12 protein-coding genes and 1 pseudogene are annotated in these 26,741 nt (G+C 47.7%); 9 read left to right on the top strand and 4 right to left on the bottom strand.

Features of this window, described 5'->3' with window-relative positions:
* Window positions 1-531: 531 nt before the first annotated feature.
* The gene (locus tag QE390_RS00305) at window positions 532-3,543 is read left to right on the top strand and encodes a PA14 domain-containing protein (RefSeq protein WP_307140599.1); all 3,012 of its coding nucleotides are present in this window, start codon (window positions 532-534) and stop codon (window positions 3,541-3,543) included.
* A gap of 104 nt (window positions 3,544-3,647) precedes the next feature.
* On the opposite strand, the gene QE390_RS00300 is transcribed toward QE390_RS00305, so the two are convergent.
* Complete coding sequence (locus QE390_RS00300; RefSeq protein WP_307140598.1) at window positions 3,648-7,583, bottom strand: hybrid sensor histidine kinase/response regulator transcription factor; 3,936 nt, start codon at window positions 7,581-7,583, stop codon at window positions 3,648-3,650.
* Window positions 7,584-7,849: 266 nt separating this feature from the next.
* Here QE390_RS00300 and QE390_RS00295 point away from each other — a divergent pair, with 266 nt between their 5' ends.
* Together QE390_RS00295 and QE390_RS00290 are read left to right on the top strand one after the other, a co-directional pair.
* Entirely contained in the window at window positions 7,850-10,837 is a 2,988-nt protein-coding gene (locus QE390_RS00295) for a SusC/RagA family TonB-linked outer membrane protein (RefSeq protein WP_307140597.1), read from the top strand.
* A gap of 12 nt (window positions 10,838-10,849) precedes the next feature.
* Complete coding sequence (locus QE390_RS00290) at window positions 10,850-12,541, top strand: RagB/SusD family nutrient uptake outer membrane protein (RefSeq protein ID WP_307140596.1); 1,692 nt, start codon at window positions 10,850-10,852, stop codon at window positions 12,539-12,541.
* Window positions 12,542-12,978: 437 nt separating this feature from the next.
* Here the strand turns inward: QE390_RS00290 and QE390_RS00285 are convergent, their stop codons facing one another.
* The 3 genes and pseudogenes from QE390_RS00285 to QE390_RS00275 all read right to left on the bottom strand — a co-directional run bounded on the left by QE390_RS00285 (window position 12,979) and on the right by QE390_RS00275 (window position 15,240).
* On the bottom strand, window positions 12,979-13,518 hold the full coding sequence (locus QE390_RS00285) for a hypothetical protein (protein WP_307140595.1): 540 nt from the start codon (window positions 13,516-13,518) through the stop codon (window positions 12,979-12,981).
* Complete coding sequence (locus tag QE390_RS00280; RefSeq protein WP_307140594.1) at window positions 13,515-13,994, bottom strand: RNA polymerase sigma factor; 480 nt, start codon at window positions 13,992-13,994, stop codon at window positions 13,515-13,517. The genes QE390_RS00285 and QE390_RS00280 overlap by 4 nt, the downstream gene beginning before the upstream one ends.
* Window position 13,995: 1 nt before the next feature.
* Window positions 13,996-15,240: pseudogene (locus QE390_RS00275) on the bottom strand (serine hydrolase domain-containing protein).
* Window positions 15,241-16,044: 804 nt separating this feature from the next.
* Between QE390_RS00275 and QE390_RS00270 the strand changes: the two are divergent.
* From QE390_RS00270 to QE390_RS00245, 6 genes are all read left to right on the top strand, one after another.
* Window positions 16,045-18,183 (top strand): PQQ-binding-like beta-propeller repeat protein, encoded by a 2,139-nt coding sequence (locus QE390_RS00270; protein WP_307140593.1) that lies wholly within the window; start codon window positions 16,045-16,047, stop codon window positions 18,181-18,183.
* Window positions 18,184-18,459: 276 nt separating this feature from the next.
* Window positions 18,460-19,473, top strand: a complete 1,014-nt coding sequence (locus tag QE390_RS00265; RefSeq protein WP_307140592.1) for a glycoside hydrolase family 5 protein — start codon at window positions 18,460-18,462, stop codon at window positions 19,471-19,473.
* 44 nt (window positions 19,474-19,517) lie between these two features.
* Window positions 19,518-22,703, top strand: coding sequence for a TonB-dependent receptor (locus tag QE390_RS00260; RefSeq protein WP_307140591.1), 3,186 nt, complete (start codon window positions 19,518-19,520; stop codon window positions 22,701-22,703).
* Window positions 22,704-22,713: 10 nt separating this feature from the next.
* On the top strand, window positions 22,714-24,405 hold the full coding sequence (locus QE390_RS00255) for a RagB/SusD family nutrient uptake outer membrane protein (protein WP_307140590.1): 1,692 nt from the start codon (window positions 22,714-22,716) through the stop codon (window positions 24,403-24,405).
* Window positions 24,406-24,584: 179 nt separating this feature from the next.
* Window positions 24,585-25,442, top strand: coding sequence for a sugar phosphate isomerase/epimerase (locus tag QE390_RS00250; protein ID WP_307140589.1), 858 nt, complete (start codon window positions 24,585-24,587; stop codon window positions 25,440-25,442).
* Between the two features lie 3 nt (window positions 25,443-25,445).
* Window positions 25,446-26,603, top strand: a complete 1,158-nt coding sequence (locus tag QE390_RS00245) for a Gfo/Idh/MocA family protein (protein ID WP_307140588.1) — start codon at window positions 25,446-25,448, stop codon at window positions 26,601-26,603.
* Window positions 26,604-26,741 lie beyond the last annotated feature (138 nt).

Here is a 26,741-nt window from a genome sequence, read left to right as displayed (position 1 = left end):
TTAACGCTAATCATGGTTTCTGAAACCTTCATTGATTAAGAAGATGGATACATGAACGAACACCTCCCAATTGCAGTCGCTCGGCTCTAGCCGAGTGACAATATAGTTTGGTAGGCCTCTGGCCGGTATTTGTAAGTATGTTTCGTTTAGGAAAATTGCTCTCTAACCAGCTAGGGGTTCGCATGCTACCGGCCAGAGGCCTAGAGTTAGGTAGTCACTCGGCTAGAGCCGAGCGACTGCAATTGCGAGGCAACATGACCAGATATGTTCGCAAACCTAATGAGATCCTTCGCTTCGCTCTGGATGACAGAGTTGGGTCATAACGATAGATTATCTTTTCGAAAATAAACACAGGGTCTTTCTAGGCTGAGTTTAGACAGTCTCTTCCAAATCAACACCCTAACAATCACACACAACCTATTGAGAGGATATGATTTAAAATTGATTCTATCAGATCATCCCAACGTCATTTAAAGTCTGACCTTCGTAGACCTTAATACAAATGGAAATTATTTCGCCTCTTCAATTCCAATGAACCACTCGAAGTTCTTTGTGCTGCTTTCTACTGCCCTGCTAGGTGCCGTAGTGAGTGCAAGCACTGCTTTTATTCATCCCTCTACCCCTTTAGTCAAAAGCTCTAACCCGCCGATAGACCGCCCCAGAGAAGCCTGGGTGTTACGATCGGTACTGGATAATCGACCTCGCATGTTGAGCGTTGCTCTGCACGATAAGCTCTGGCTGGCTTACAACACACAAACCGCTTCCCTTTACAAAGCCTGGTTAGGAACCATTGATTTCAGCGGCCCCGTTTATACCTCTGCTCACGGACCCCAACCCGTATCGGTGGGCGTGGCTTATATGCAGGAACCAGACACGAACCCCTGGCGTGTTCTCACCAATGGAACCGAAGTTACTCCGGGTATTACCTACAAAGGTCATTCGATAGTCAATAACCAGGTAACCCTCAAGTATGAGTTGGATTATCAGGGCAAGAAAATTCTTATCGAAGAAAGTCCTGATTTTTTTGAGGCCGCAGGAGATCGAACCGGATTCAAACGAACATTCGTAACCAAACATATTCCCGCTGGTGTACAGGTTACCCTAAACCTGCACCTCAATTCCCTGCAATCATCCAGCGATTATCAAACCGATGGAACATTTACGGTAACGCAGGAAGGTACGGAAGAAATCGGCACGAGTACCTTCAAGTCTATTACGGGTAAACTGCTGTTAAAGGCCAATGATGAAACTCATTTCCAAACCAGTTTTACCGCCAAGCCCGCTACAAAAAATGCCGATGAACAAAAAAGTCAGGCCCAACTGGTCAGTGATTTATTTGCCAAAAGCGATTGCAATACTTGCCATAACCGTGAGGTAAAAACCGTAGGCCCTTCGTACATGGCCATTGCCGAACGCTACGATAATACCGGCAAAAACAAGGAAGCTCTCATCACAAAAGTCATTAAGGGAGGGGCCGGGAATTGGGGATCTATTCCCATGACTCCACACCCGGACCTGAAGCGGGAGGACGCAGCAACGTTGGTTTCTTACATTCTGAATCTGGATGCAGACAAAGAAAGAAAGCGGGAAGAAGAGAAACTTATGCCTAAACCTGCTTATCCGGTAACGTTCAAGCCTCTGAACCCTGCGAAGGTGAGCCTTCAAACGGAACTGCCCGGCATGGCTATTAACGTTTACCAGTTTGGTAGCACCCTTTCTACCCTTCCTGAAATCAATGACGAAATGGCTCCGATTCAGTCCGGCTCTTTGAATGCCTTACACTGGGAGGATCAGGATTTTGGAACGCTCAAGACCAATTTTGTTATTCATGCCAGTGGACTGATGACCATCAAAAAAACAACCAATATCGTTTTTCGTCTTGTCTGCGATGATGGAGGACGCTTGTTTATTGACGACCAATTGGTGGTGGACAACGGCGTTAACCACGGGCTGAAACCCACCGATGGAGAGATTATTCTGAAACCCGGCAAACACGCTTTCCGAGTTGAATATTACCAGGGCGAGTACGGAAAAGGCGTTTCCCTGCAATGGAGACCTCACGGTTCGAAAGCCTTTGTGGTGGTTCCTCCCGCCGTTTTCACATTCAAGGGTAAAGACATCAAGAAAACCCAGCAAGGCATACTTGAAGTTAGCAAGGACGAAGTACCGGGAGATCAGTCTCCACTGACGGCTGTACATCCCAGTTTTACGCTGACGCAGGCCCGGCCCGAAACCTTTAAACCCAGAGTGGGTGGGATGGACTTTCTTCCCGATGGGCGAATGGTGGTAAGCACCTGGGATTCACTCGGCTCGGTTTATCTGATTGACTCCAGAAAAGCAACGAATCCCCAGCAGATTCAGGTGAAACGCATCGCTTATGGCTTAGCCGAACCGCTGGGCATCAAGGTAGTAGACAATGAAATCTACGTCATGCAGAAACAGGAGCTGACAAAACTCGTGGATTCCAACCACGACGACCTCATTGACGACTACCAAACCGTATGCAATGGCTGGAAAGTATCCGCTAATTTTCACGAATTTGCTTTCGGACTGGTTTACAAAGAGGGATATTTCTACGGTACGCTGGCTACGGCTATTAATCCTGGGGGAGCCAGTACGCAGCCTCAGATTCCAGACCGTGGCAAGGTGGTTAAAATAAATCGGAAGGATGGCTCTTTCTCGTTGATTGCATCGGGACTGAGAACGCCCAACGGGATTGGATTGGGCGTGGATAATGAAATATTCATCGCAGACAATCAGGGAGACTGGTTACCCGCCAACAAAATTGTGCATCTGCAACCCGGAGCCTGGTATGGTTCCCGATCCGTAGATTTCGCAGGTACGGCCCATCTGAAAGAAACCTTACCCGTGGTTTGGTTAACGCAGGACGAGATTGGTAACTCGCCTAGTCAGCCCGCCCCGCTGAACGTGGGCCCTTACCAAAATCAGATGGTTCACGGCGATGTTACGCACGGCGGTCTTAAACGGGTCTTTGCCGAAAAGGTAAACGGATCTTACCAGGGAGTTGTATTTCGCTTCACCCAGGGACTCGAAGCTGGCGTAAACCGACTGGCCTGGGGACCGGATGGATCGCTATACATAGGTGGGGTAGGTTCGACGGGTAACTGGGGGCAGACGGGTAAGTTAGGCTATGGTCTACAAAAGCTAACCTTCAACCAGACGCCTACGTTTGAGATGCTTGCGGTACGGGCCCAGGCGAAAGGTGTTGAAATTGAATTTACGGAGCCCTTACCGAAGGGCACGGGTGAAGCCTCAACGGACTACACCATCCGTCAATGGTGGTTTAAACCTACGGCTGATTACGGCGGTCCGAAACTGAATGATGAGCGTTTAACGATTAAAAACATTCAGGTTTCAGCAGATCGGAAAAGGGTATTTCTTGAATTACCGGGTATGCTCAGTAAGCACGTGGTGTATATTCGTTTGAACAGAAAAACCATCGTTAGCAGCACGGGTAAGAACTTGTGGACTACCGAAGCCTGGTATACAATGAATGCCATTCCTGGTCAGCCCGCTCAGTAGGACATCCTACGTTAACTAACTTCACTACTAGCGAAGCCGCTTATCCTTGGTCAGGGTATAAGCGGCTTCGCTTTTTAATCGTAAAAATCTGCGATAAAGTCAGGTTACTTTTTTTTAAGCTCACCCATGTACTGACTCGGTGTAATTCCAAACTGTTTCTGGAAGTCTCTGGAAAAATTAGTCGGTAAGCTATATCCTACCAAAGCTGCGGCTTCATTGACTTTATAATGACCGGTTGTAAGCAATTCGGCGGCCTTTTTAAGTCGGGCCAGATTGATTAACTCGTTCGGGCTTAAATCCGATAGCCCTTTGATTTTTCGATAAAGCGTCGGACGACTCATGTTCATCAACCTTGATAACTGATCAACGTTAAGTTCCATATCCAGAATATGATCGTAAATGACCTGATGCAGTTGCTCCAGAAAAACCTTATCCGCGGGTGTGTGGGCCATGCCTTTAAAAGGCGTTAGCGGAGAACGGGCGAAATATTCTTTGACCCGATTACGGTTGGATAACAAGCTTTCAATCTGGGCTTCCAAATGCATCACTGAAAAAGGTTTTTCCAGATAAGCGTCCGCCCCGACCTCCAGTCCTTGAACTTTCGACTGAATGGAGGTTTTAGCCGTCAACAGAATCACGGGAACGTGGCTATACTCCAAATCTGATTTAATGGCCCGGCATAGCTCAATGCCATCCATCACGGGCATCATGATGTCACTAATGACCAGATGAATCGTTTCCTGCTGTAAAATCTCCAGAGCCTGCTGACCCTCATAGGCCGTCAGAACGTTGTAACGTTCGCTGAATTCCTGCTGAATGTATACACTGATTTCCCGCTGGTCTTCCACCAGTAAAAGCGTCGATTTTAACGGGTCCAGCTGCGGAGCTTTTGGTTCGTCTTCCGTCACAATGCTTTCCGCCATAAAATGCTGAAAGTCCATACTATGTTCCTGATGGATGGGAAGACTCAGGCGAAAGCAATTCACGTCGGGTCGATCCATTTGTAACGTTAATTCGCCCTTATGAAGCTGGGTAAGCGTCCGCGAAAGAGACAGGCCTACCCCCGTTCCCGGTTCATGATCGGTTTCCTGAATACGGTAAAAAGGTTCGAATATCTTGTCCTTTAAGGCGGCGGGAATCCGATACCCATCATTGCTGACCTCAATGCGAAACTGCTCGTCTTCACTGCCGAAGGGCAGTAACTTCATCAGAATCGAGGAATCTGCGTATTTAATGGCATTACTCAGCAAATTGCTCAGAATTTTTCGCAGAGCTTCTTCATCAACATAGGCATGAAGTGTAATGCGGGGTAATTCGAGTCGGAAGGTAAACTTGCGTTCGTCCGCGGCGGGCTTAAACCAAATCCACAGTTCGTTTAACAACGCATTGATGTCAGTATTGGCAAAATGAAGCTGAATATTCTGGGCCTCCGCTTTCCGGAAATCCAGTAATTGATTGGTCAAGTCAATAAGGCGATGGGTATGTTTTTTCATCATTTGCAGGCTTTCGTGTAGAAAAGGGTCTTGTACAGGCCGGGATAACAATTTATCCAGAGGTAATTTGATTAGGGTTAAAGGGGTACGAATTTCGTGGGCTACATTGGTGAAAAATTCAATTTTACTGGTGTAAATAGCCCGCTCGGTTTCTATCTCAAGCGACTTCATCTGCCGTTTATTTTTCTCCGTAATAGCCAGATAATAGTACCTGAAAATGACCAGTATAATGGCGAGTATCAGACTGGCATACAGCAGATAAGCCCAGGGAGTAGCCCAGAAAGGCGGCAGAATGGTCAGGGCTAGTACCGTTTCGCGGGGGTTCCAGATCCCATCATTATTCGATCCTTGTACCCGAAAACGATACGAACCAGCGGGCAGATTGGTATAATAGATTTTGCGGTTATTCGTCAGATGAATCCAGCTCTGATCTACCCCTTCCAGCATGTAACGATACTGATTGATCTGAGGGTTGGTATAACTCAAGGCCGCTACATCCAGACTAACGTTGGAATGACCGTGCGATAAAACAATTTTCGAGGTAGAGGTAATCGACTGTTGCAGGATCGAATCTTTCGCCCCAATGCCTACTTCCTGATTATTTACCTGTAAACCCGTTATGTAAACAGGTGGCGTAAAGCGATTGGTCTTAAAGAAAGAGGCCGGGTTCCAATGAACCAATCCCTTCACCGTACCGAAATAAAGGCTACCGTCGGTGTCTTTAAACGACGAGTTATAGTTAAACTGTTCCGTGGGTAAGCCGTGAGCCGTAAAGTAATGCTGCCATTGATTTCGCTGAGGGTCAAAGCGGGCCAGGCCCCGCCCCGTCGAGATCCACAACCCATCAAAGCGGTCTTCTTCGATGCGGAAGATCTGGTTATCGGGCAGTCCGTTTTCGATGGTGTAATGCGTAAACTGGTGCCGGACAGGATTATAGCAGGTTAGTCCTCCTTCGCAGCAAATCCAAAGCTGATGATGCCTATCTTCATAAATGTTGGTAATGTAATTGGATCGCAGGCCCGACTGCGTGCTGAAATGACCTTGCTTTCCGGTTCGTTCGTTTACGTAATACACACCGTTGCCGTAACTCCCAACCCATAGCGTCCCATCACCCGATTCGTGAATGGTTTGGGTTTGGGCATTGAAAAAGGGAACCGGGATGAAATCATCCTGTGGGGGACGGTATTGAAAGAGCCCATTCCAGGTACCTACAAGAATGGTTCCGTTGCGGCGTTTGTAAAGCGTAACGATAAAGTCGCTGGTAAAGTGGCCGGGTTGGATGGACGAGCGATAACGTCGAATGATTTTCTCGGTTTTCAAATCCATTACGTCCAGGCCGTGTTCTAGGGTTCCAATCCATAACCGGGAACCATCCACCAGCAGACCATGAATGTTAGGATAGCTAAGGCCGGCGGGACCTTTCCCCGGCAGGAAGGACCGAATCTGCCCGGTTTTCAAGTTCATTTTGTTTAGCCCCGCATCTTCGGTACCAATCCACAAATTCCCCTGATTATCTTTCTGAATGGCATGAACTACGTTACCACTAAGGCTATTCTGACCCGGTAAAGGCTGGTACTTGGTAAAACGGGTTAGGTGATCGGAATAGTAATTAACACCCCCAAACGAAGTACCTAGCCAAATGCCTTTTTCACGATCCTGATAGAGACAGGAAATGACATTATCGGTCAGCGAGTAAGGGTTTCCAAACTGTTTTTGCTCCTGCGTTAACTGCCCCGTCTGACTGTGGTAAATAAAAAGACCAGATTCAGTGCCAATCCAATACTCACCGGGGGACTTTTCCATCATGGAATTAATCCGTATTTCTAACGATTCATTCGTACTAAGGGGATGAGTGGTTTGACGATTGGGTTGATAAACAGAGACCCGACTGCCTCGACGCATGATTAGGGTCGTGTCGCCAATGGCAAACATGAAATCAATACGGGAAAGCGTGGCCAGAGGTATATTCCGAAAGCGATTTTCGCGGGCATTGTACCGAAGCAGACGACCTCTTTCCGTAGATACCCAGACGGTTCCCTGCTTGGAAATGTGTAAAGCAGTGGCCTGATCCTCCGCGAAGGGATATGCGTGCAGCTTTGCCCCATCGTAACAGTACAGCTTGTACCCGGCAATAATCCAGATCCGATGCTGTGCATCCATCCCCAGATAGCGAACTTCCTGGGCAGGAATGGCGGTAAAACGCGTAAAGGTTTCTTTCTGAGGATCGTATCGATAAATCCCTTTGAACGTTCCGACCCAGAGTTGTTTCTTTCTATCCTCACAAAGGCTCAGGATGGAGTTACTGCCCAGGCTCTGCGAGTCACTACGGGAATGACGAAAGACTTTCACGGCATGGCCGTCAAAACGGTTGAGTCCGTTGCGACTGCCAAACCACATGAATCCCCGATGATCCTGAAGAATGCAGGTAATGGTATTACTTGACAAACCATCGGCCACCTGATAAGATTTGAAATCAGAAACCATCGACTGACCCGAACCAACCGTGTCCCACAGCAGGAAAATACTTAAAAAAAAGAAACGCCTCATATACGCACGATGCAACGAATAACTAAAGCTACAACTCCGATTTTATTTAATAGAAGCAGTGAGACGATTTGAATCAAAATTGAGACGCATAGATTCAGGGTACTGGAAAGCAAAAGGTTACTTTGCAGAATACTATTTATTGTATAAATGATGCAATACAACTTTACTACTTCTACGCCGGAAGGTCCCTGAATAAGTTATTACCCGTTAAAAGATGGGCTTGCTGCTTGTCCTGCTTAACCTCTACACTTAACATTTCACACTACATGCTCTTGCAATTACCTTGCTTAAGCCTGGGCCGCCGATGGGGCGGCCTATGGCTACTACTGCCCGCACTATTGGTAAGTTTTTCACTCCTGGCCGCCGCCCCTATGGCCGTAACCGTTACGGGCAAAGTGCTCAGTAATACGGGCGGTGCCATGCCCGGCGTATCCATTCAGGAACAAGGAACCAGCAACGGTACCCTTACCGATGCCGAGGGTAACTATAGAATTACCGTAAAAGGGCCTGAAGCCGTACTAACGTATACGTATATAGGTTACACGAAGAAAGAGGTAACCGTCGGCAATCAACTGGTCATTAACGTGACCCTGGAAGAAACGGCCAGCTCTTTACAGGAAGTCGTTGTAGTAGGGTATGGTACGCTGGACAAGAAGGAAGTAACCAGTGCCATTACCCACGTATCGGGTAAAGATTTATTAACCGTTGGCGTAACCAACCCCATTGCTGCCTTGCAGGGAAAAGTTTCCGGACTCACCATTACCAATACGGGCGGTGGCGATCCTAACTCCATGCCCAGTATTCAGCTGCGGGGCGTATCCTCGCGGGATGCAGGTTTAGGGCCACTGGTGGTTGTAAACGGCGTACCCGGTGGTGTTCTGGAAAACATCAACCAAAATGACATTGAGTCCATTGACGTACTCAAAGGCGGAGCGGCTTCGGCTATTTATGGCACTCGCGGTAGTAACGGGGTAATCATCATTACCACTAAAAAAGGCTCGCAGGGTTCCCGCGTGGATTATAACGGTTACGGAGCTTTTGACTTTGCGGCCATGCCCCTGAAAACACTTTCGGCGTCGGAATTCCTGGCTCAAAACCGGGGCACTGACTTTGGAGCTCAAACCGACTGGCTTAAAGCCATTACCCGGCCTTCAGCGTTTTCGCACAAACACAGCTTATCCTTTTCCGGGGGCGATGCCCGCAATAACTACCGGGCTACGGCAGACTACCGCGATGCCCAGGGTCTGGATTTGCGGTCGGGTCGTCAGGAATACGGGGCTCGTCTGATGCTAAACCATACTTCTGCCAATAACTTATATACCCTGAGTCTGAACGTGGCCCCCCGTTACTTTAGAAGTAACAACGCCGATTATGACTCTTTTGACCAGGCCTTAACGCTCAATCCAACCCTACCCATTTTTGATCCCCAGAATCCCACCCGTTACAACCGGATTCAATCCGGTTTCTCCTCGCCTTTTAACCCTGTAGAACGGTTACGGACGGAAGAAAGCGGAACGGAAGGCAAGATTCTGGACTACAACGCCAGTGTGCTCGTCAATCTGTTACCAACCCTGACGACTCAACTGACGTACGGACAATTTACCCGCGATTACTTTGATTTCTTTTTCCGTCCTTCTACGTCTACCTACGCCGCTCAGTATCAGGGTAGCATGAACTCAGCAAGCCGGGCTTACAACAAGTACGATCAGCGAAGTCTGGAGTGGGTGGGTAACTATTCGTTAACGAAAGGAGTCCACGATGTGAAGGTGCTGGGTGGCTATTCCTACCAGTACTTCCAAAACTCTGGACTTTCGGCGGATAACCGACAGATGCCTTCCGATGCCCTCACCTACAACAACATCGGAACGGGCCTGTATCAGCAGGTGGCGGGACGCAATGGCATGGGTACATACAAGAATGATTCCCGTCTGATTGCCTTCTTTGGCCGGATTAACTACGCTCTTCAGGACAAATACCTGTTCTCGGCCAGTTTGCGGCGGGAGGGTTCTTCCAAGTTTGGGTATAATCACAAGTGGGGTAATTTCCCAGCCGCATCCCTAGGCTGGCGACTGAGTCAGGAAACGTTTATGAAATCATTGACGTGGATTGATGATCTGAAACTTCGGGCCGATTACGGTGTAACTGGTAACCAGGATTTCGGTAACTATTTATCCCTGGATACCTACAGTGGGTACGGGTATTACCCGCTTAACGGCAACCAGTACCAGGTATGGGGACCAAGCCAGAATACCAACTATGATTTACGCTGGGAAACGGCAGAGAACCTGAACTTCGGGATTGACTTCTCAATCTTTAAAGAAGTATTCTCGGGAAGTATTAACTATTACACCCGAAAAAATAAAGACTTGCTGGGTTCGTATTCCGTGCCTTTACCACCAAACATTCAGGGTTCTACCTATGCCAACGTAGGAAGCATGCAAAACTCAGGAATTGAGTTACAACTGAACGCCCGGATCGTCTCTACGCCTTCGTTTACCTACAACATCGCTTTCGCGGGAGCGACCAATAGTAACAAATTCGTTTCGTTCTCCAACAATGCCTATCAGGGACAAACCTTCCTTGACGTCGTAGGTTTACCCAGCCCCGGCTCGCCCGGAACGGCTCAGCGTTTACAGGAAGGCCAGCGGATTGGTACGTTTTACATGCTTCACGCAGCTGGTGTAGCGGAAGATGGCCGCTTGCTGGTGTACAACAAGAACAATGAAGTCATCCCGGCTAATCAGGCTAATAATGATGACAAACGCGTCGTTGGCAATGGCTTACCGAAAGCGACCTTAAGCCTTAACAACTCGTTTACGTACAAAAACTGGGATGCTTCGGTCTTTTTTAGAGCCATTTTAGGGTATAAAATTTTCAATACCCAGGCGTTTTATACCGGTACACCCAGTACGCAATCCAATGCAAACGTGTTAACCTCCGCGTACGGCGAGGGTAAGTACGCGAAGTTAACCAACCAGGCCACTACGGTCATTTTATCGGATTATTTCCTGGAAAACGGATCATTCCTCAAGCTCGATAATGTGACGCTGGGTTATTCCCCTAAAGTCAATCTGAAGGCGATCCGCTCCGTGCGTATCTACGCAGCAGCCCGCAACCTGTTGACGATTACTTCCTTCACCGGAGGAGATCCCGATCGTTATCCCGTGAATGGCCTGTATCCAGGTATCAACAGTTCGCGTTCCTATTATCCCACGACTACCCAGGTGCTGGCCGGAATCCAGTTGGGCTTATAACCTCTATTCTCTATGAAAAAGATATTTTCCTGTTTATTACTCACGAGTCTGCTCAGCAGTTGTACGGATCTGGACGAGACGCTGTATGACCGCATTACCTCCGAGAACTTTCTGCAAACGAAAGAAGACGTATACCGTACCTTTCTCCGAACGTTTGAACACGGCTACTGGACGGTTCAGGGCGATCAATTCATCATGCAGGAATTACCAGCCGATCAGTTCATGACTCCCAACCGGGAAGGCGACTGGTACGACGGCGGACAGTACATCCGGGCACACCAGCACACCTGGACTTCGCAGGATGGTTATTGCAGTAACGCCTGGAATAACCTGTACACGGGTATAGCCCTGGCCACCAACTCCCTACAGGATATTGAAGGAATTGATCCGGCGGCCTTTGGTCTGACTACTGCCGAACAAAAGCAGTTTATTGCCGAGCTGAGAACCATGCGGGCCTGGTATTACCTCCGCGTGTACGACTTCTACCGGAATGTTGAAATCATCACCCGAGTAAAAGGCGAAACCCAGGGTACTACACAATCCACGCCCTTGGAAACGTTCCGTTTCATCGAAACCGAACTCAAAGAAGCTTTACCTGATCTGGCGGCCAAGGGCGACGCGGGCACTGAACAATTTCAGGGCCGCTGGACGAAGGCGGGTGCCATGACCCTGCTGGCTCGTCTGTATCTCAATGCCAAAGTGTACATTAACGAAGATCGGTTTGCCGACTGTGCCACCATTTGCCAGGACATTATGGACGGCAAATACGGAAGTTACCGCATTGAAGATCGCTGGGATGCTCCCTTCGACTGGAATAACGATCAATCAGCCGAAACGATTTTCGCCTTTCCGGGTACGTTTGGTCGGTCGCACTGGCAGTATGAAGGCGGCATGTACTGGTGGATGATGCCTTACAATGCTCCTCAGACTTACCTCGGCTTTACTGACTGGGGTGGCAGTAACCCCCGTTTCTCCCTGCAACCCGGCCGTAACGTCGATAACGTAGAATATACCCATACGCTCGGTAAGCCCTTCATCAAATTTCAGAAATACAGCGATGACGTGCGATTGAAGAAATACCGAAATCTGGGGAATAACAGCCGGGAGGGTATGTTCCTGTACGGATACCTGACCTACAATAACAACCGGGATACTTTAGCCAGCACCCGGGGGTATAAACTTTACATTCGGGATCAGGTAGGCTGGTTTAAAAATACGCCTCCCAATCAGGTTCCTGCGGATAAAGAATCCAACATGAATCACGCCGATCAGAACTCAGGGGTTTATATGCTGAAGTATCCCTTTTATCGCACGGAAGACGAGCATAAAATTGAAGCTGATTACGCAGAGATTCGTTTAGCCGAGGTCTATTATACCCTAGCGGAATGTGAATTCAGAAAGGGTAACAAAGCCAAAGCAGCGGAAATCCTTAACCGCGTTCGCAAACGCTATTACCCAGCAGGCTCACCGAGTTTGTATCCCGCCAATGGCAGTACGCTCACCGAGCAGGAGTTACTCGATGAATGGGGCCGGGAGTTCCTGGGTGAAGGCCGCCGCCGTACGGATCTGATTCGCTTTAACCAATTTAATTCTGGAACCTGGTGGGATAAGCAGCCCGATGCCGACACGCACACGAATATTTTCCCCATCGGCTTTAACGTCCTAAACGTTTCGCCTCAGTTGAAGCAGAATCCAGGGTATTGATTTAACTCGTAACTTTTTCCAGGCATCCCGCGTGAAGGTTCATGCGGGATGCCTTTTTTGTTAAGGGCTGTTGGTTTAAAGTCAAAGGGAGTAGGCCTCTAGCCGAGGTTAGTAGGAATATTTTGTTGGGGGAAGGTACTCTCTGATCATCTACTGGTTCGAATCCTACCGGCCAGAGGCCTGGAACTAGGTGGTCACTCGGCAAAGCCGAGCGACTGCGGGTGGATTTCGACCACTGCAATTTATTAACAGCAAACGTCGTAGGTAGCAAAACGGAATCATTCATACGGCTACGCCCCCCTATGACTCCCCCGCAATAAATTTCTTAATAATCTTATGTTCAAGTATTTAACAAGAGTTCATGAAACTTTTGTATACAATATACCATACCCCAAATAGCTGAGATGCTTGAACTCAGTAAACCTATTGTCTTATATTTAGGATTGCCAATTTTCGATACAATCACCTATTTTTTTTATTCTGGCCAACCATATCTTATAATTTATATAAGCCTGAGTGGCGACGAGTAAAACCAAGCCAACAAGCATCCAGTTTTTCTTAATATCGAGCTCAACGGAGGAAACAAAGAAAATTAGGAGACAAATCAATGAGACCGTCCGTGTAAGCAAAGATATCATAGCGTATCCTTTAAGCTTTTTGTGATAGTTAGTCATCGACTGCAAAATACTTTCTCCTGATACAATGTTTTTTGCGGCCAGGTAGCCCATCAAGCTATGAATGATGACCATGAGAAAAGATCCGATCAGTAACCAATTGGCGTATAACGGTTTTTTGTCCCCATCAAACATCGTATAGTAAACAGCAAGAAATACGAGATACGACACCATTTCTATGACAAGCCGCAGTCTGATCGCATTTAACTGGTTATTCCCTTTTTTTATCATGGGCTGCTCTTTCATGCCAGCATTTTCTGGCTTAATACTTTTCCAATCGTTTTTCAGTTCATCGATATTCATTTTGCTGGATTTAATGTTTTTTTTAGCCTGGATCTAATTCTTCCCATCTTGACGGCAATGTGGTTCTCGCTCAATCCCGTTATTTCTGCCATCTCGCGATAGTCAAAGTCTTCGAAATACAAGGCGAGTAATGCCCTGTCTCCTTCATTTAGCGTTTTTAGTATGACAAACAGTTGCTGCTCTCGTTCCCGATTTTCACAATCAATGTTACTGTCTTCTTGGTCCGGTAATCGCTCGGTGAATGATAAAATTATACGCTTCTTTCGATAGCAGGCCATTGCGGTGTTAAGTGCGATTTTATATATCCAAGTACTTTGCTTGGACTTTCCCTCGAATTTTGGAAAAGACAGCCACAACTGTAAAACGATCTCTTGAAAAAGATCCTCTCTGTCCTCGGGGCTGTCCCGGTAAAGGCGTGACACCTTATGAATGGTGGCCTTATGCATGGTGATCATCTCCAAAAACTGTTTTTCCATCCTATCTGGTTTTAACAAAAAGAATTGATTGTCCCTTTAGGCTGGCTTTGAGGCTTTTAATGGTGCCATCTAAATCTTTTTCAAATGCAATCTGCACAGGCACCTTTTTCCCAAAAAAAACAGAGCTATCCGAGGGATACAATTCGAAAAATGGATTTTGACCCATTTTAGCATAGAGCTGCCCTCCTTTAAAAAAAATCGCTAGTTGGTGGCCATTGTCTGCGGTATAGGTTCCTTGGAATTTGCCAAGTTGCGATGCCTCCATTACTATAGGTGTATGTACAACCGGCATATCAAACCTATCTCCGAAAACGATGCTTTCAATGCTGGCCTGCATTTCCCCAACGGGCAACGTGGAAATATTACTCAGGATTACTACTGAAATATTTGCATTGGGATAGTAGCCCGAAATAGCAGAACATCCATAAGTCCCGCCACCAGTAAAATTGAAATCCCTTTCTCGGTTTGAAGATCGCCTAAGAAACCAGCCATAGCCATAAGGTTCGTTACGTCCATTAATCGGTTGTGAATTTTGAATGGTGAACAGCTGATCTGTAACTGTTTTATTGAAATGCCCGGTTCCATTTAGATTATTGTTCCATTTTAATAGATCGCTTGCGGTTGAATACAGGTTACCCGATCCTTTCATTAAAGCAAAGTCCCGATGTGGTGCTGCGATCAGTCGATCTGCCAGTTGATGATATGGAGAAACCATTCCATTGATGAGGGCCGTTGCCGTGTTTTCTCCTGTGTGATCCATATGTAATGGAGCGGTAATCTTCTCCCTTAGGATGGTACCATAGCTTTTATGGTAAATCTTTTCCAGAATACTTGCCAGAATAAAGTATCCAGGACTAGAATAGTGCGTCTTTGTCCCTGGAACAGACCGTAGTTTCAATTTAAATATCTCGTCCGTGGCCTGCCGGTCCGAGAGTGGAAGAAACGAAATTTTCTCCCAGTAATCTGCTATCCCTTCATTATGGGGAAGGCCGGAGGTGTGAGTCAGTAATTGCCTGATCGTTATTTTACCTCAATCCGATTGGCCTAGTTGGGGGTAATATTTACTGAGTTGATCGCCCAGTGCTAACTTGTGCTCTTCGGCAGCCAATACAACCAACATAGCAGTAAACTGCTTAGTAATGGATGCTATCCGAAAAACAGGATCCGAAGAAAGCGGTACGTCAAGTTCCAATGACGCTTTTCCTAGAGACTGTCGATAGATTATACTATCATTCCTAGCAATCATGACTGTACCGTTAAAGCCGATGGATTGCTGCTGCACGCTCAAATAACGGTCGATCAGGTCTGCCTGCTCTTTTTGCATCTGAGCTATGGATCTTATCGGAAAGCCTGATGCACCAATAAAAACGAGTATAAAAATTTGTAGTCTGAACATCTTTTCCTGGTTAATCAGCACCATTAGTAGCGATTTATTGAAAAAGATGACAGGTCTAAAGAACTAGTTGATTGCTGGAGACCAATAGTACTGGACTTATACGATCTAATGAAACTTGCATCATCTGATGCGGGATTTAACTTAAGTTGAAGCTTAGATATCGCCCAATCGGTCATTCAGAGCGAAGCGAAGAACCTTACTTAGATTCCCAACTCATTTCTCATACACCATTAGCAACTAGCTCGGTAGAAAGCTCACCACCTTCTCAGTAAGGTCTATTCCTTTCTTTAGGGAACTAGTCTATCATCGATCCGAACCAGAAGCCAACGGTCTCCTAAATAGTGGAGGTTAATCCAAAAGGAAACCAGGTTTGTTTTGTAAAGCATAGCCAGGCAAGCTTTTTCGAGCTTAATTTGAAAACAGAATCACTAGAAATACTGCAAAGGCAAAAAATATTAATTAACATAAACTTCTAATTATCAGTAAATTACGAATTATTAAAATTGAATAATAAGAGTAATAAATAAAATTATTTTTACACATTTAAGAAATAAGCCTACATTTGGTGTACGTACACTATTGAGGTGAAGCATTACCGCTTAGCTCAGGGTGTTTCCTAACGGGCGAATACTTATCCTCTTATACTCTAAACCTATGTTTCAAAGGTTAACGGCTAACCTAAATCAGTTTTCGGGAGTGAAACATCCGTGGCTATTGGCTGCAACGCTACTAGTCATGGCTTGTCAGCAGTCCAGTCGCCCTTCGCGTACGCCAGTTCAAGTCGACTGGGCGGTAACGGGGGGTGACGAAGGGGTTACCCGTTTCTCACAAGCAGAGGAAATTACGAAAGAGAATGTCTCGAAGCTGAAAGTCGCCTGGGAGTACCATTCGGGAAACACGAAGGGAAACATCCAGATGAATCCGCTGATTGTGGATGGCATCATGTACATCACCAGTCCGGCCCACGAGATCATCGCAGTCAATGCCCGCAATGGCCAGGAAATTTGGCGGCATAACCCCGCCCGCCAGGGGGAGCGACTGGGTGGGATCAACCGGGGGATTGCTTTCTGGAAAGACGGAGCCGACCAGCGAATTTTATGGACTGCCAATAACTACCTGCTGGCCATTGATGCCCGCACGGGTAAGGCCATTGAATCGTTTGGTAAAAACGGTCGGGTGGATCTTAATGAAGGGTTGGTTCGTCCAGCCTCCGAAATGAAAATTACCGCCCCGGCTTCGCCCGTGGTCTATAAGAATACGGTTATCGTGGGTTGCATGAGCTGGAGTGCTCCAGCCAACGTCAGCGGCTTTGATATCAAAACGGGCCGACGGGTCTGGCTTTTCAACACCATCCCTCAACCCGGTGAAGCGGGGTATGATACCTGGGGCGACACCAAATTCTGGCGGGATGGAGCGGGTGTTAACGTATGGGGTGGCTTATCAGTAGACACGCAACTTGGCATGGTCTATTTTGCAACGGGACAACCCAAAAATGACTTTTACCGTCCCGGCAAACCTGGCTCGCAATTGTACGGAAATAGCATCGTCGCTTTGGATGCCGCTACGGGTAAACATGCCTGGCATTATCAGGTCATTCACCGGGATTTATGGGATCTGGATTTACCCTGTGCCCCGATATTAGCTGATTTCGTGCACAAGGGAAAGAAAGTAGCGGGCGTTGCTCAGCTAACCAAAACGGGCAATATCTTTTTATTCAATCGGCAGACCGGAGAGCTACTCTCCAAAGTCGAAGAGCGGCCCGTTCCGCCTTCGCAGCTTCTCGGAGAAAATGCGTATCCTACGCAGCCTTATGTACAATGGCCGGAATCCTTTTCCCGGCAAGTAGTGACTGAAAAAGACCTGACAAATCGCACGCCGGAAGCTCATGCGGATGCCCTGGCTCGTTTTCGGTCGGCGGATACGGGCTGGTACGTGCCCCCCACGCAGAAAGGAGTCATTTATTATGGCATCCACGGCGGAGCCGAATGGAGCGGGGGAGCCTATGACCCCACCACGGGTAATTTATACGTGAATGCCAATGAGTTAGCCTGGCACATTACGATGATTGATATTAATGCCAAAGACAAGAACGCCAAGAGCATAGCCCAGCATCCGGGCCGACGGGTATATCTGGAAAAAGGGTGTGTGGGTTGTCACGGCTCGGAGCGGCAGGGCAACGGCGGGATTCCGGCCCTGACTCATTTATCGAAGAAATTCAAAAAACCGGATGTCGTTCAGATCGTCAAAAATGGTCGGGGAGCCATGCCCGCCTTTTCCCAAATTTCAGAAGACGAAGTGCAGGCATTAGCCGAATTTTTACTGGATATGGAAAGCCATACGGAGGTAAAAGACAAAAACTTGCCCCCCGTCTATCGGGCCATGAATTATACGAAATTCTTAGATCAGGAGAATTACCCGGCCACAAAAGCTCCCTGGGGAACACTGAATGCCATTAACCTGCATTCCGGAAAACTAGTCTGGAAAAAACCGTTGGGCGAATATCCAGAATTAACCGCTAAGGGCGTACCCGTAACTGGCCGGGAAAACTTCGGTGGCTGCATTGTCACCAAAGGAGGCTTAGTTTTCATTGCCGCCACGGGCGATGAAAAAATTCGGGCGTTTGATAAAAATACGGGCGAAAAACTCTGGGAAGCCGCTCTGCCTTTCGGAGGGTATGCCACCCCCAGTACCTATACCATTCAGGGCAAACAGTACCTGGTTATTGCGGCCACTGGTGGTGGAAAACTAGGGACAAAAACCGGGGACTCATACGTAGCTTTTGCTCTGGAATAGGGCCAAGACATAAGTATAACTTTTTAAATAAATAACTGTAAAAAAGTTTGTTAAAGTCCAGCAATTAGGTTACATTTGAATACAGATAGTTAACGTACACTATTTTAATTATCTCGTTCAACCTTTTGCTATTTGTCCCTTTTAAGGGCAGGTACCTTCCAAGTCCTGTATTGCTTTTGTATCGATGCATCCGTTTGATGCAAGCCTATTGTATTAAAAAGCACTTTACGTATATCATGTAGAGTTAGTTGCCTATTGTTACGCATGTATGTTGGTATGAAGAAACGCTTTACCGCCGTTTCCCTGGGAATCCTATGGCTATTTTCGCCGAGCCTGTACGCTCAGAAACTACCTTTCGGGATTAATCTGGCCGGAGCCGATTTTGGTTCGAGCATGCCCGGTGTCTATGAAAAGGATTATGCTTATCCGGAAAAAAAAGAGCTGGATTATTACCATCAGCATCAGCTGAAGCTGATTCGTTTGCCTTTCCGCTGGGAGCGAATTCAACCGCAACTCTACGGGGAACTGGATGCCGCAGAGTTGACCCGTATGAAGAACGTGGTGCGTGAGGCTGAAAAAATGGGCATGCCCGTCATTCTGGATATGCATAATTACTGCCGACGATACGATCAGCATACCGAGCATTTGCTGGGGTCAGAAGAGCTACCGGTAAAAGCTCTTGGCGATGCCTGGGGGCGATTAGCCAAAGCCATGAAAGGATTTACTAACCTGTATGGCTACGGACTCATGAACGAACCTCATGATTTATTACCCGAAACTAGTTGGTTTACCATGGCTCAGCAGGCGATTCAGGCCATTAGAAAAGTAGACTCCCAAACGAGTATTCTGGTGGCAGGTAATAGCTGGAGTTCGGCGGAACGCTGGCCTTCCGCCAGTGATTCGCTGAAGTATCTGAAAGACCCCTCGCGTAAACTCATTTTTGAAGCTCACCTCTACTTCGATAAAGATGGTTCAGGAACGTATAAACATACTTACGAAGAAGAAAAAGCGACGGAAGATACGGGCATTAACCGGGTAAAACCTTTTGTAACCTGGCTGAAAAAGAATGACTTGAAAGGATTCATTGGCGAGTACGGCGTTCCCGACAACGACCCTCGCTGGCTGGTCGTGCTGGATCGATTTCTGAATTATATTCAAAAAGAAGGCATCAACGGAACCTACTGGGCGGGTGGCTCCCGCTGGGGAGATTATACCCTCGCCGTCAGTCCAGTACAGGGGACAGAACGGCCTCAGATGAAAGTGCTGCAAGCGTACCCTTCAACCGAGTAATTAAAAATATCCCTCTAAACCTTTTTACTATAAAATCTAATACAATGAAGCAACACTATCTATGGTTAGTGGCTGTACTCTTTCTATGTCCGGCGGTTTGGGCTCAGAACGTCACCGTCAAAGGAAAGGTAACGGCTAAAGAAAGCGGAGAACCGCTACCGGGCGTAAGCATTCTGGTGAAAGGAACGACTTCGGGCACCGTCACTAATAACGAGGGTAATTATACGTTATCCGTTCCTTCCTCCACTCCCGTGCTGATTTTTTCCTTTGTTGGCTATTCTCCTCAGGAAGTATTACTGGCGGGTCGAAGCGTGCTGGATGTTTCGCTGGAATCAAATGATAAAAAACTGGATGAGGTCGTGGTCATTGGATACGGAACGGTAGCCAAGCGGGACCTGACGGGATCCGTTACCACCGTGAAGGGAACGGATTTACTTCGTAACGTTCCCACCAGCATCAACCAGAGTTTACAGGGACAGATTGCCGGGGTTAACGTCAATAAAGGGGACGGAGCCCCCGGAGGTGGCATCAGCATGACGATTCGGGGAGCGAACTCTTTTACGGGAAGTGAGCCTCTGTACGTCATTGATGGGATTCCCTTTACCTCGGCAGCTACCCCCACCGGAGCCGAAGGCAGCATGCAGACCATTAACTTTCTGGCCAACATGAATCCGCAGGATATTGAGAGTATTGAGGTACTCAAAGATGCTTCGGCTACGGCCATTTATGGTTCGCGGGGAGCGAACGGCGTGGTGCTGATTACGACCAAGAAAGGAAAAGCGGGCAAAGACCGGGTGGAGTTTACCACCAACCTGAGTGTGGGTAAGGTATCCAAAACAATCCCCATGCTTAATGCCTATCAATACGCTCTATTTCAAAATGAAGCGTATGCCAATGCGGCTAAATACATCGGCACGACCCTGGAAGTTCCTTTTCCGGGCCGGGTGGGAGTTGATCCGGTGCTAGGCGGAAATACCTACCTGCCAGGACCTGAAGATTACCGCAATGGACTGCCCGAGGGCTCGCAGTATCCCGTCGGTTTTAAGGGTACTAACTGGCAAAATGAAATATTTAGACCCGCCGTTACGCAGGATTATACGCTGTCCGTCTCGGGTGGTAATGAGCGGGGAACCTATCTGATTTCAGGGAACTACCTGGATCAGCAGGGGATCATCCTTAACTCCGGCTTCAAACGTTACAGTTTACAATTTAACCTGGATCGGAAGATTGGTAAGCTGTTACAAATTGGCACCAACAATAACATCGCTTATACCACCTATCAGATGGGCAAAACGAATACCTCGGGTGCTCAGCCCAGTCTGATTAGCTCCACGATTTTCTTCCCGCCTACCTATCCGGTGGACGATCCGAATTCGGCCTTTCGGGAATCACTCATCAACACCTCAAATCTGGCTAACCCGTACAAAACCACGCAGTCGGCTCGCGACATGACGTACGCAACCCGCGTGTACACAACCGCGTACGCTCAACTGAACTTTACTCCTGCTCTGAATTTTCGTCAGCGGATGGGTTATAACTTCAACCTCAACTCACGGGAGATTTATTACGGTCGTGACCTGAATGAAGGCAGAACTCCTACGAACGGGTATGGGATGGTAGCTGATAACAGCAATGGTCAGTTGACGATGGAATCCATTCTTTCCTACAACCAGACCTTTGCTAAAAGACACACGATTAATGCCGTGGCGGCTTATACGTTTGAAAGAGGCATTTCGGAATATCAAACCATGTCGGCAACGGGATTTCCAACGGACATTACTCGCAATTTTAACCTGAGAGCGGGTTTGAGACCTTCCCCTCTGCAAAATGGCCGCAGCGATAACTCTCTGATGTCCATGCTGGGCCGGGTGAATTATAGCTACGATGGTAAATACTTATTCACAGCCTCCTTCCGTCGTGATGGGTCGAGTAAGTTCGCGACCCGGAATAAGTGGGCCAATTTTGCCTCGGTCGCTCTGGCCTGGAATGCGGGCGAAGAAGAATTCATCAAAAACCTGAATGCTTTCTCTACCCTGAAAATCAGAAGTAGTCTGGGACAAACGGGTAACCAGGGCATTGCTCCCTACGGTAGTCTGTATACAACCACCATCGCAAACGTGCCCATTAACGGCGTGGAACAAAGCGGTTATGCCGTAGACAATGGCAGGGGATTGGTAGATCCTAACATTCGTTGGGAAACGACGACACAGGTGGATTTGGGAGCGGATTTTGGATTCATGAATAATCGACTCAACGTTACGGTTGACTTGTATAAAAAACGCACCCGCGATTTATTACAAACGATTCAGATCGCTCCGAGTAATGGCTTTAATACCATGTTGACTAACTACGGCAGCGTGGAAAACAAAGGGCTCGAAATCAGTGCTACGGGTACGCTCTTACAAAAGGGGACCTTCAAATGGGATCTTAATGCCAATATTTCCTTCAACCGTAATAAAATTATGGACTTACCCGCCGATCAGTTTGCTCAGCGGTTGTATTACTCCTACGATAACATTTTTATTCAGCGAAACGGATATGCCATCGGTACGATTTATGGATTGGTGGAAGACGGTTATTATGACGACATAGCCGAAGTAAAAGCTGACCCGCAGTTCGCCAACTGGAATGAAACCCAGCTTCGCTCCAAACTGGGTGAAATCAAGTATAAAAACATGGATAACAATCCGGCTAGTATCAGTGAAAGTACGGATCGAACCATCATTGGCAGCACGAACCCCAACTATACGTACGGGTTTACCAATAACTTTTTCTATAAAGGGTTCAGCCTGAGTATTTTCTTCCAGGGTGTGCAGGGAGGAAGCATTGTAAATACGAACCTGCTAAAAGTTCGGATGAACCAGTTGGGCAATACGCCGCAATGGGCCTACGATACCCGTTGGACGGAAGATAACAAAGCGAACGCCAAATGGCCCCGGGCCGATGCTTCGCAGGTGCGGGTCATGTTGTTCTCGGATCGTTACCTGGAAGACGCTTCGTACTTACGTCTGAAAACGGTGAACCTGGGTTATACCTTCCGCACGCCCGTAAAATCGGTAGAATCCATTAACGTCTACGCCAGTCTGGGTAACGTGTGGACGCTTTCGAAGTATAGCTGGTACGATCCCGACGTGAATTCCTTCGGTGGAGATGCCTCTCGTCGCGGCGTTGATATGAATTCCTATCCCAACAATCGAACCATTACGCTGGGCTTTAAAGCGGCCTTCTAAACAAGCAATCATGAAAAAGACCTTGATATACGCAAGCGTGCTGGCGATGACTCTGCTAGCGACTTCCTGCAAAAATGCCCTCGAAGAAAAACCTTATGATTTCGTAAGTCCCGATCAGGTAGGAACAACCACCGAAGCCGATGCCAAACTTTGGGTCAATGGTGTATTAAATACCTTAAACAGCGGTTCCTTTTTTCAATATGCCGTATATAATAGACCGTTAGAGGTGGATGCGGATGATATTACTGGAAAAGATTACGCTTTTCAGGCCATGGGGGCGGGTAACTTTCAGTCTACCTCAGACATTAATACCTTCTGGGCTGGCCCTTACACGCTGATTGAACGCAGCAACTACGCCATCACCAAAGTCAGCTCCATGACTATTGATGAGAAAGTGAAAAACAACGCATTGGGTCAATTATACTTTCTGCGGGGCTGGGCTTATTACATGCTCGTCCGGGCTTTTGGTCCGGTACCCATTTTCAAAAAATCAGTAACCGAAGGCGAAAGCACCAATCAACCCCGGGCTTCGGTGCCGGATGTGTACGCTCACATCATCGAAAATTTAAAAACGGCTGAAGAAAAGCTCTATACTCGCACCACGTCGGGTTACGAAACGGGCCGTTTGAGTCAGGAGGCGGCTAAAACTTTACTGGCCAAAGTCTATCTGACCATGGCCTCAGGTGCCCTGAAAGGAGCTCAGGTAACGGTGATGGGCGGAAAGCAGACGGAACGAGTAGGGAACATTGTCCGCCGAATTCCGCCTACGGCTTCCACTTACACGAAAAGTGTAGTAGCAGGGCATGAAAACTTTGATGCTGCTCAATACTTCAAACTGGCCCGTGATAAGGCCAAAGAAGTAATCGACATGCAGAAGGCCGGATCGCCGATTGACTTATTCTCGACATACATGCAAACCTGGACCATCGGTAATCGGGGTAAGGGCGAGCATTTGTGGCAAATGAGTGCCATTTCGGGTTCAGAAATATTCGGTAATTTCCTTTCTTATCATTACGTCGGCTATACCTTACCGAGCGGGTCTATTGATGGGAACCTCTACGCGATGTCCGATCACTGGTATGAGTTGTTCGAAGAAAAAGACCAGCGAATCACCGAGGGGGTGCAGCACCGCTGGCGGATGTTCAGCTCGGCAGCCTGGCATTATTACCCGGCTAAGGACAGTTTGAAAGTGAAAAACAGTGCCACGGTTCCAACGGTAGAAGGCTATCAGCCTACCGACTTGTATTCACCCGATCAGTTTCATACGGCTAAACTGTCGAAGTTCTTACAGGTAACGGATCGAAACGTCCAGCGTTCGGATTTTCCCTTTCCTTTCTTACGTTACGCAGAGACCTTACTGATTTTCGCGGAAGCGGATAATGAAGTGAATGGGCCCACCGCCGAAGGATACGAAGCTCTCAATAAAGTTCGCAAACGCAGCGGAGCCAGTGAAGCCAAGGGAATGAACCAGCAGCAGTTGCGTTCGTTTATTCTTCAGGAACGTCAGCGGGAACTGGCTCTGGAAGGGCACCGGGCCTGGGACCTGCGTCGCTGGGGCATTTACCTGCAAGCCATGAATGCCATTGATATTGATGCCAATAACATCATCAAACGTCGGCAGGAGAAGCACCTGTTATTACCCATTCCTTTGAATGAAATCAATGGAAATACCAGTATCAATGAGAACAATCCGGGCTGGTAACTGAGGGTTGAATGGATTGATATTTTGTTTGAGTTGGTTTGATTCCGTTGGAGCGAAAGGGGCATTCGGGCCGCAGGAATGTCCCCTTTACCTACCTCAAATTAGCAACCTAGAGCGTGTGTAGATGGTATTTTTTCAGCTATTTGCGGAAAACAATCCTAAACCAGTGATTAAGACCTATGAAAATTGGCATTGATAGTTATTGTTACCATCGACTTTTCGGAGAAGTGTACGCCGGGCAAAACCCGCCGGCTCAGCAGCTTACGTTTGAAGATTTTTTAACGAAAACGCAAACACTGAGCATCGACGGCGTTTCGCTGGAATCCTGTTTCATTCCTCAGTTTGACGCGGCTTATCTGCAAGGCATCAAACGCCATCTGGATCAAAACGGACTGGATCGGGTCTATGCCTGGGGGCATCCCGACGGACTGGAAGGCGGCAAAAACGAACAGGCTTTCGAGGAAATGATCGAACACATTGCGTATGCCAGTCAGATTGGGGCTCCGGTGATGCGGGTAGTAGGCAGCAGTTTGATGTTCCGATTCGAGCCGCACGAGCCGCAGTTGGAAAAGCTTACCCGGATGTTCAGTGAAGCAACGAAAGTGGCTGAACAATACGGGGTAAAGCTGGCCGTTGAAAACCACATTGATTACAATTCTGACGAAATTCTTCAGTTAATCAAAGGCGTTAACTCTCCGTATTTCGGAGTCAACTTTGATTCTGGAAATTTCCTGCGAGTGCTGGACGATCCCATTCAGGCCATGGAGAAGCTGGCTCCGTACGTGCTGGCTACCCACATTAAAGACCTGAAACCAGTAAAAGGAGTGCCCGTCAATGCGTGGTATTTTTTCTCCTGTGTGCCTACGGGCGAGGGGTTAATTCCCAATGAGAAATTAGCCGAAATCTTACATCGTCATGATTACCAGGGTTTTTTAGCCGTAGAGGTTGATTTTCTGCATCCCGACTACACCGATCAGGAAGAGGAAGTAGTCAAGCAAAGTATTCAGGCCTTACGTAACTTAACCCAAAATTTGTAACTCATGACAAAAGAACTCAACGTAGGCATTGTAGGTACCAAGTTCATGGGAAAAGCCCATAGCAATGCCTGGAAAAAAGCTCCTTTATTTTTTGATACCCCCGCCAAACCCGTCCTGAAAGTGGCCTGTGGTCGGCAGGAAGCCTCCCTGAAAAGCTTTGCCGAACAATGGGGCTGGCAGGAAACCGAAACCGACTGGAAAAAACTCGTCAGCCGCCCGGATATTGATATCATTGACATTGCCCTGCCGCAGCAATTGCATTACGAAGTAGCTCTGGCCGCCGCCCGGGAAGGCAAACATATCTTTTGTGAGAAACCGCTGGCGATGACCAGTCGACAGGCGGAAGAAATGCTGAAAGTCTGTGAGGAAAACAAGGTCGTTCATTACCTCAATCATAATTACCGCCGTACGCCAGCCGTGGCCTTGGCCAAACGCATGATTGAAGACGGAAAAATCGGTCGCATTTTTCACTGGCGGTGTGCGTATCAGCAGGACTGGATTGTCGATCCTGCGTTCCCTCTGACCTGGCAACTACGTCAGGAAACGGCTCAGGCGGGACCCCAGTGGGATTTAAACTCACACGCCGTTGATCTGGCTCATTTTCTCATTGGCGAGGTGGCGACGGTATCAGCCCTGACCAGTCATTTCATTACCGAACGACCGCTGGCCGATGAAACCACATCCGGGAACCTGAAGGCCGAATCGAGCGGAACGGAAAAAGGAAAAGTAACCGTTGAAGACGCTGCCTTAATGATGGTTCAGTTTGAAAACGGTGCTATTGGCTCGTTTGAAGCCACTCGTTTTGCCACGGGTAAAAAGAACGGATTAACCTTCGAGATTTACGGCAGCAAAGGCAGCTTGCTGTTTGATCTGGAACGGATGAACGAGTTGAAATTTTATGATAATCAGGAGGCCGACGACTTGAAGGGTTTCCGCACGATTCTGGCTACCGAAAGTTCGCATCCCTACATGGAGCACTGGTGGCCTGCCGGTCACATCATTGGTTATGAGCACTCGTTCGTGCATGCGGTTGCTGATTTCGTTACGGCAATTACCGAACAGAAAAGCATCGAACCCAACTTTGCCGACGGTCTGAAAATCATCAAAGTGCTGGAAGCGGGCTTACAATCAGCGAATCAAAAGCAACAGGTTAGTTTATAAAAAGCAGCGTTTAGAACGGTCTGTTGATTAGTAACTCCCCTGAAAGAATAGAATTGTATTGAATCAAATGGATGCGTTTTCGGGTGACAGGCTCTGGCCTTCACCCGAAAAGGTTCAGGAACGCTTGTATCATCATCA

It is taken from the genome of Siphonobacter sp. SORGH_AS_1065 (assembly GCF_030818595.1).
In the GTDB taxonomy this organism is placed as follows: Bacteria; Bacteroidota; Bacteroidia; order Cytophagales; family Spirosomataceae; genus Siphonobacter.
This window is presented reverse-complemented; position numbering and strand designations above follow the sequence as displayed.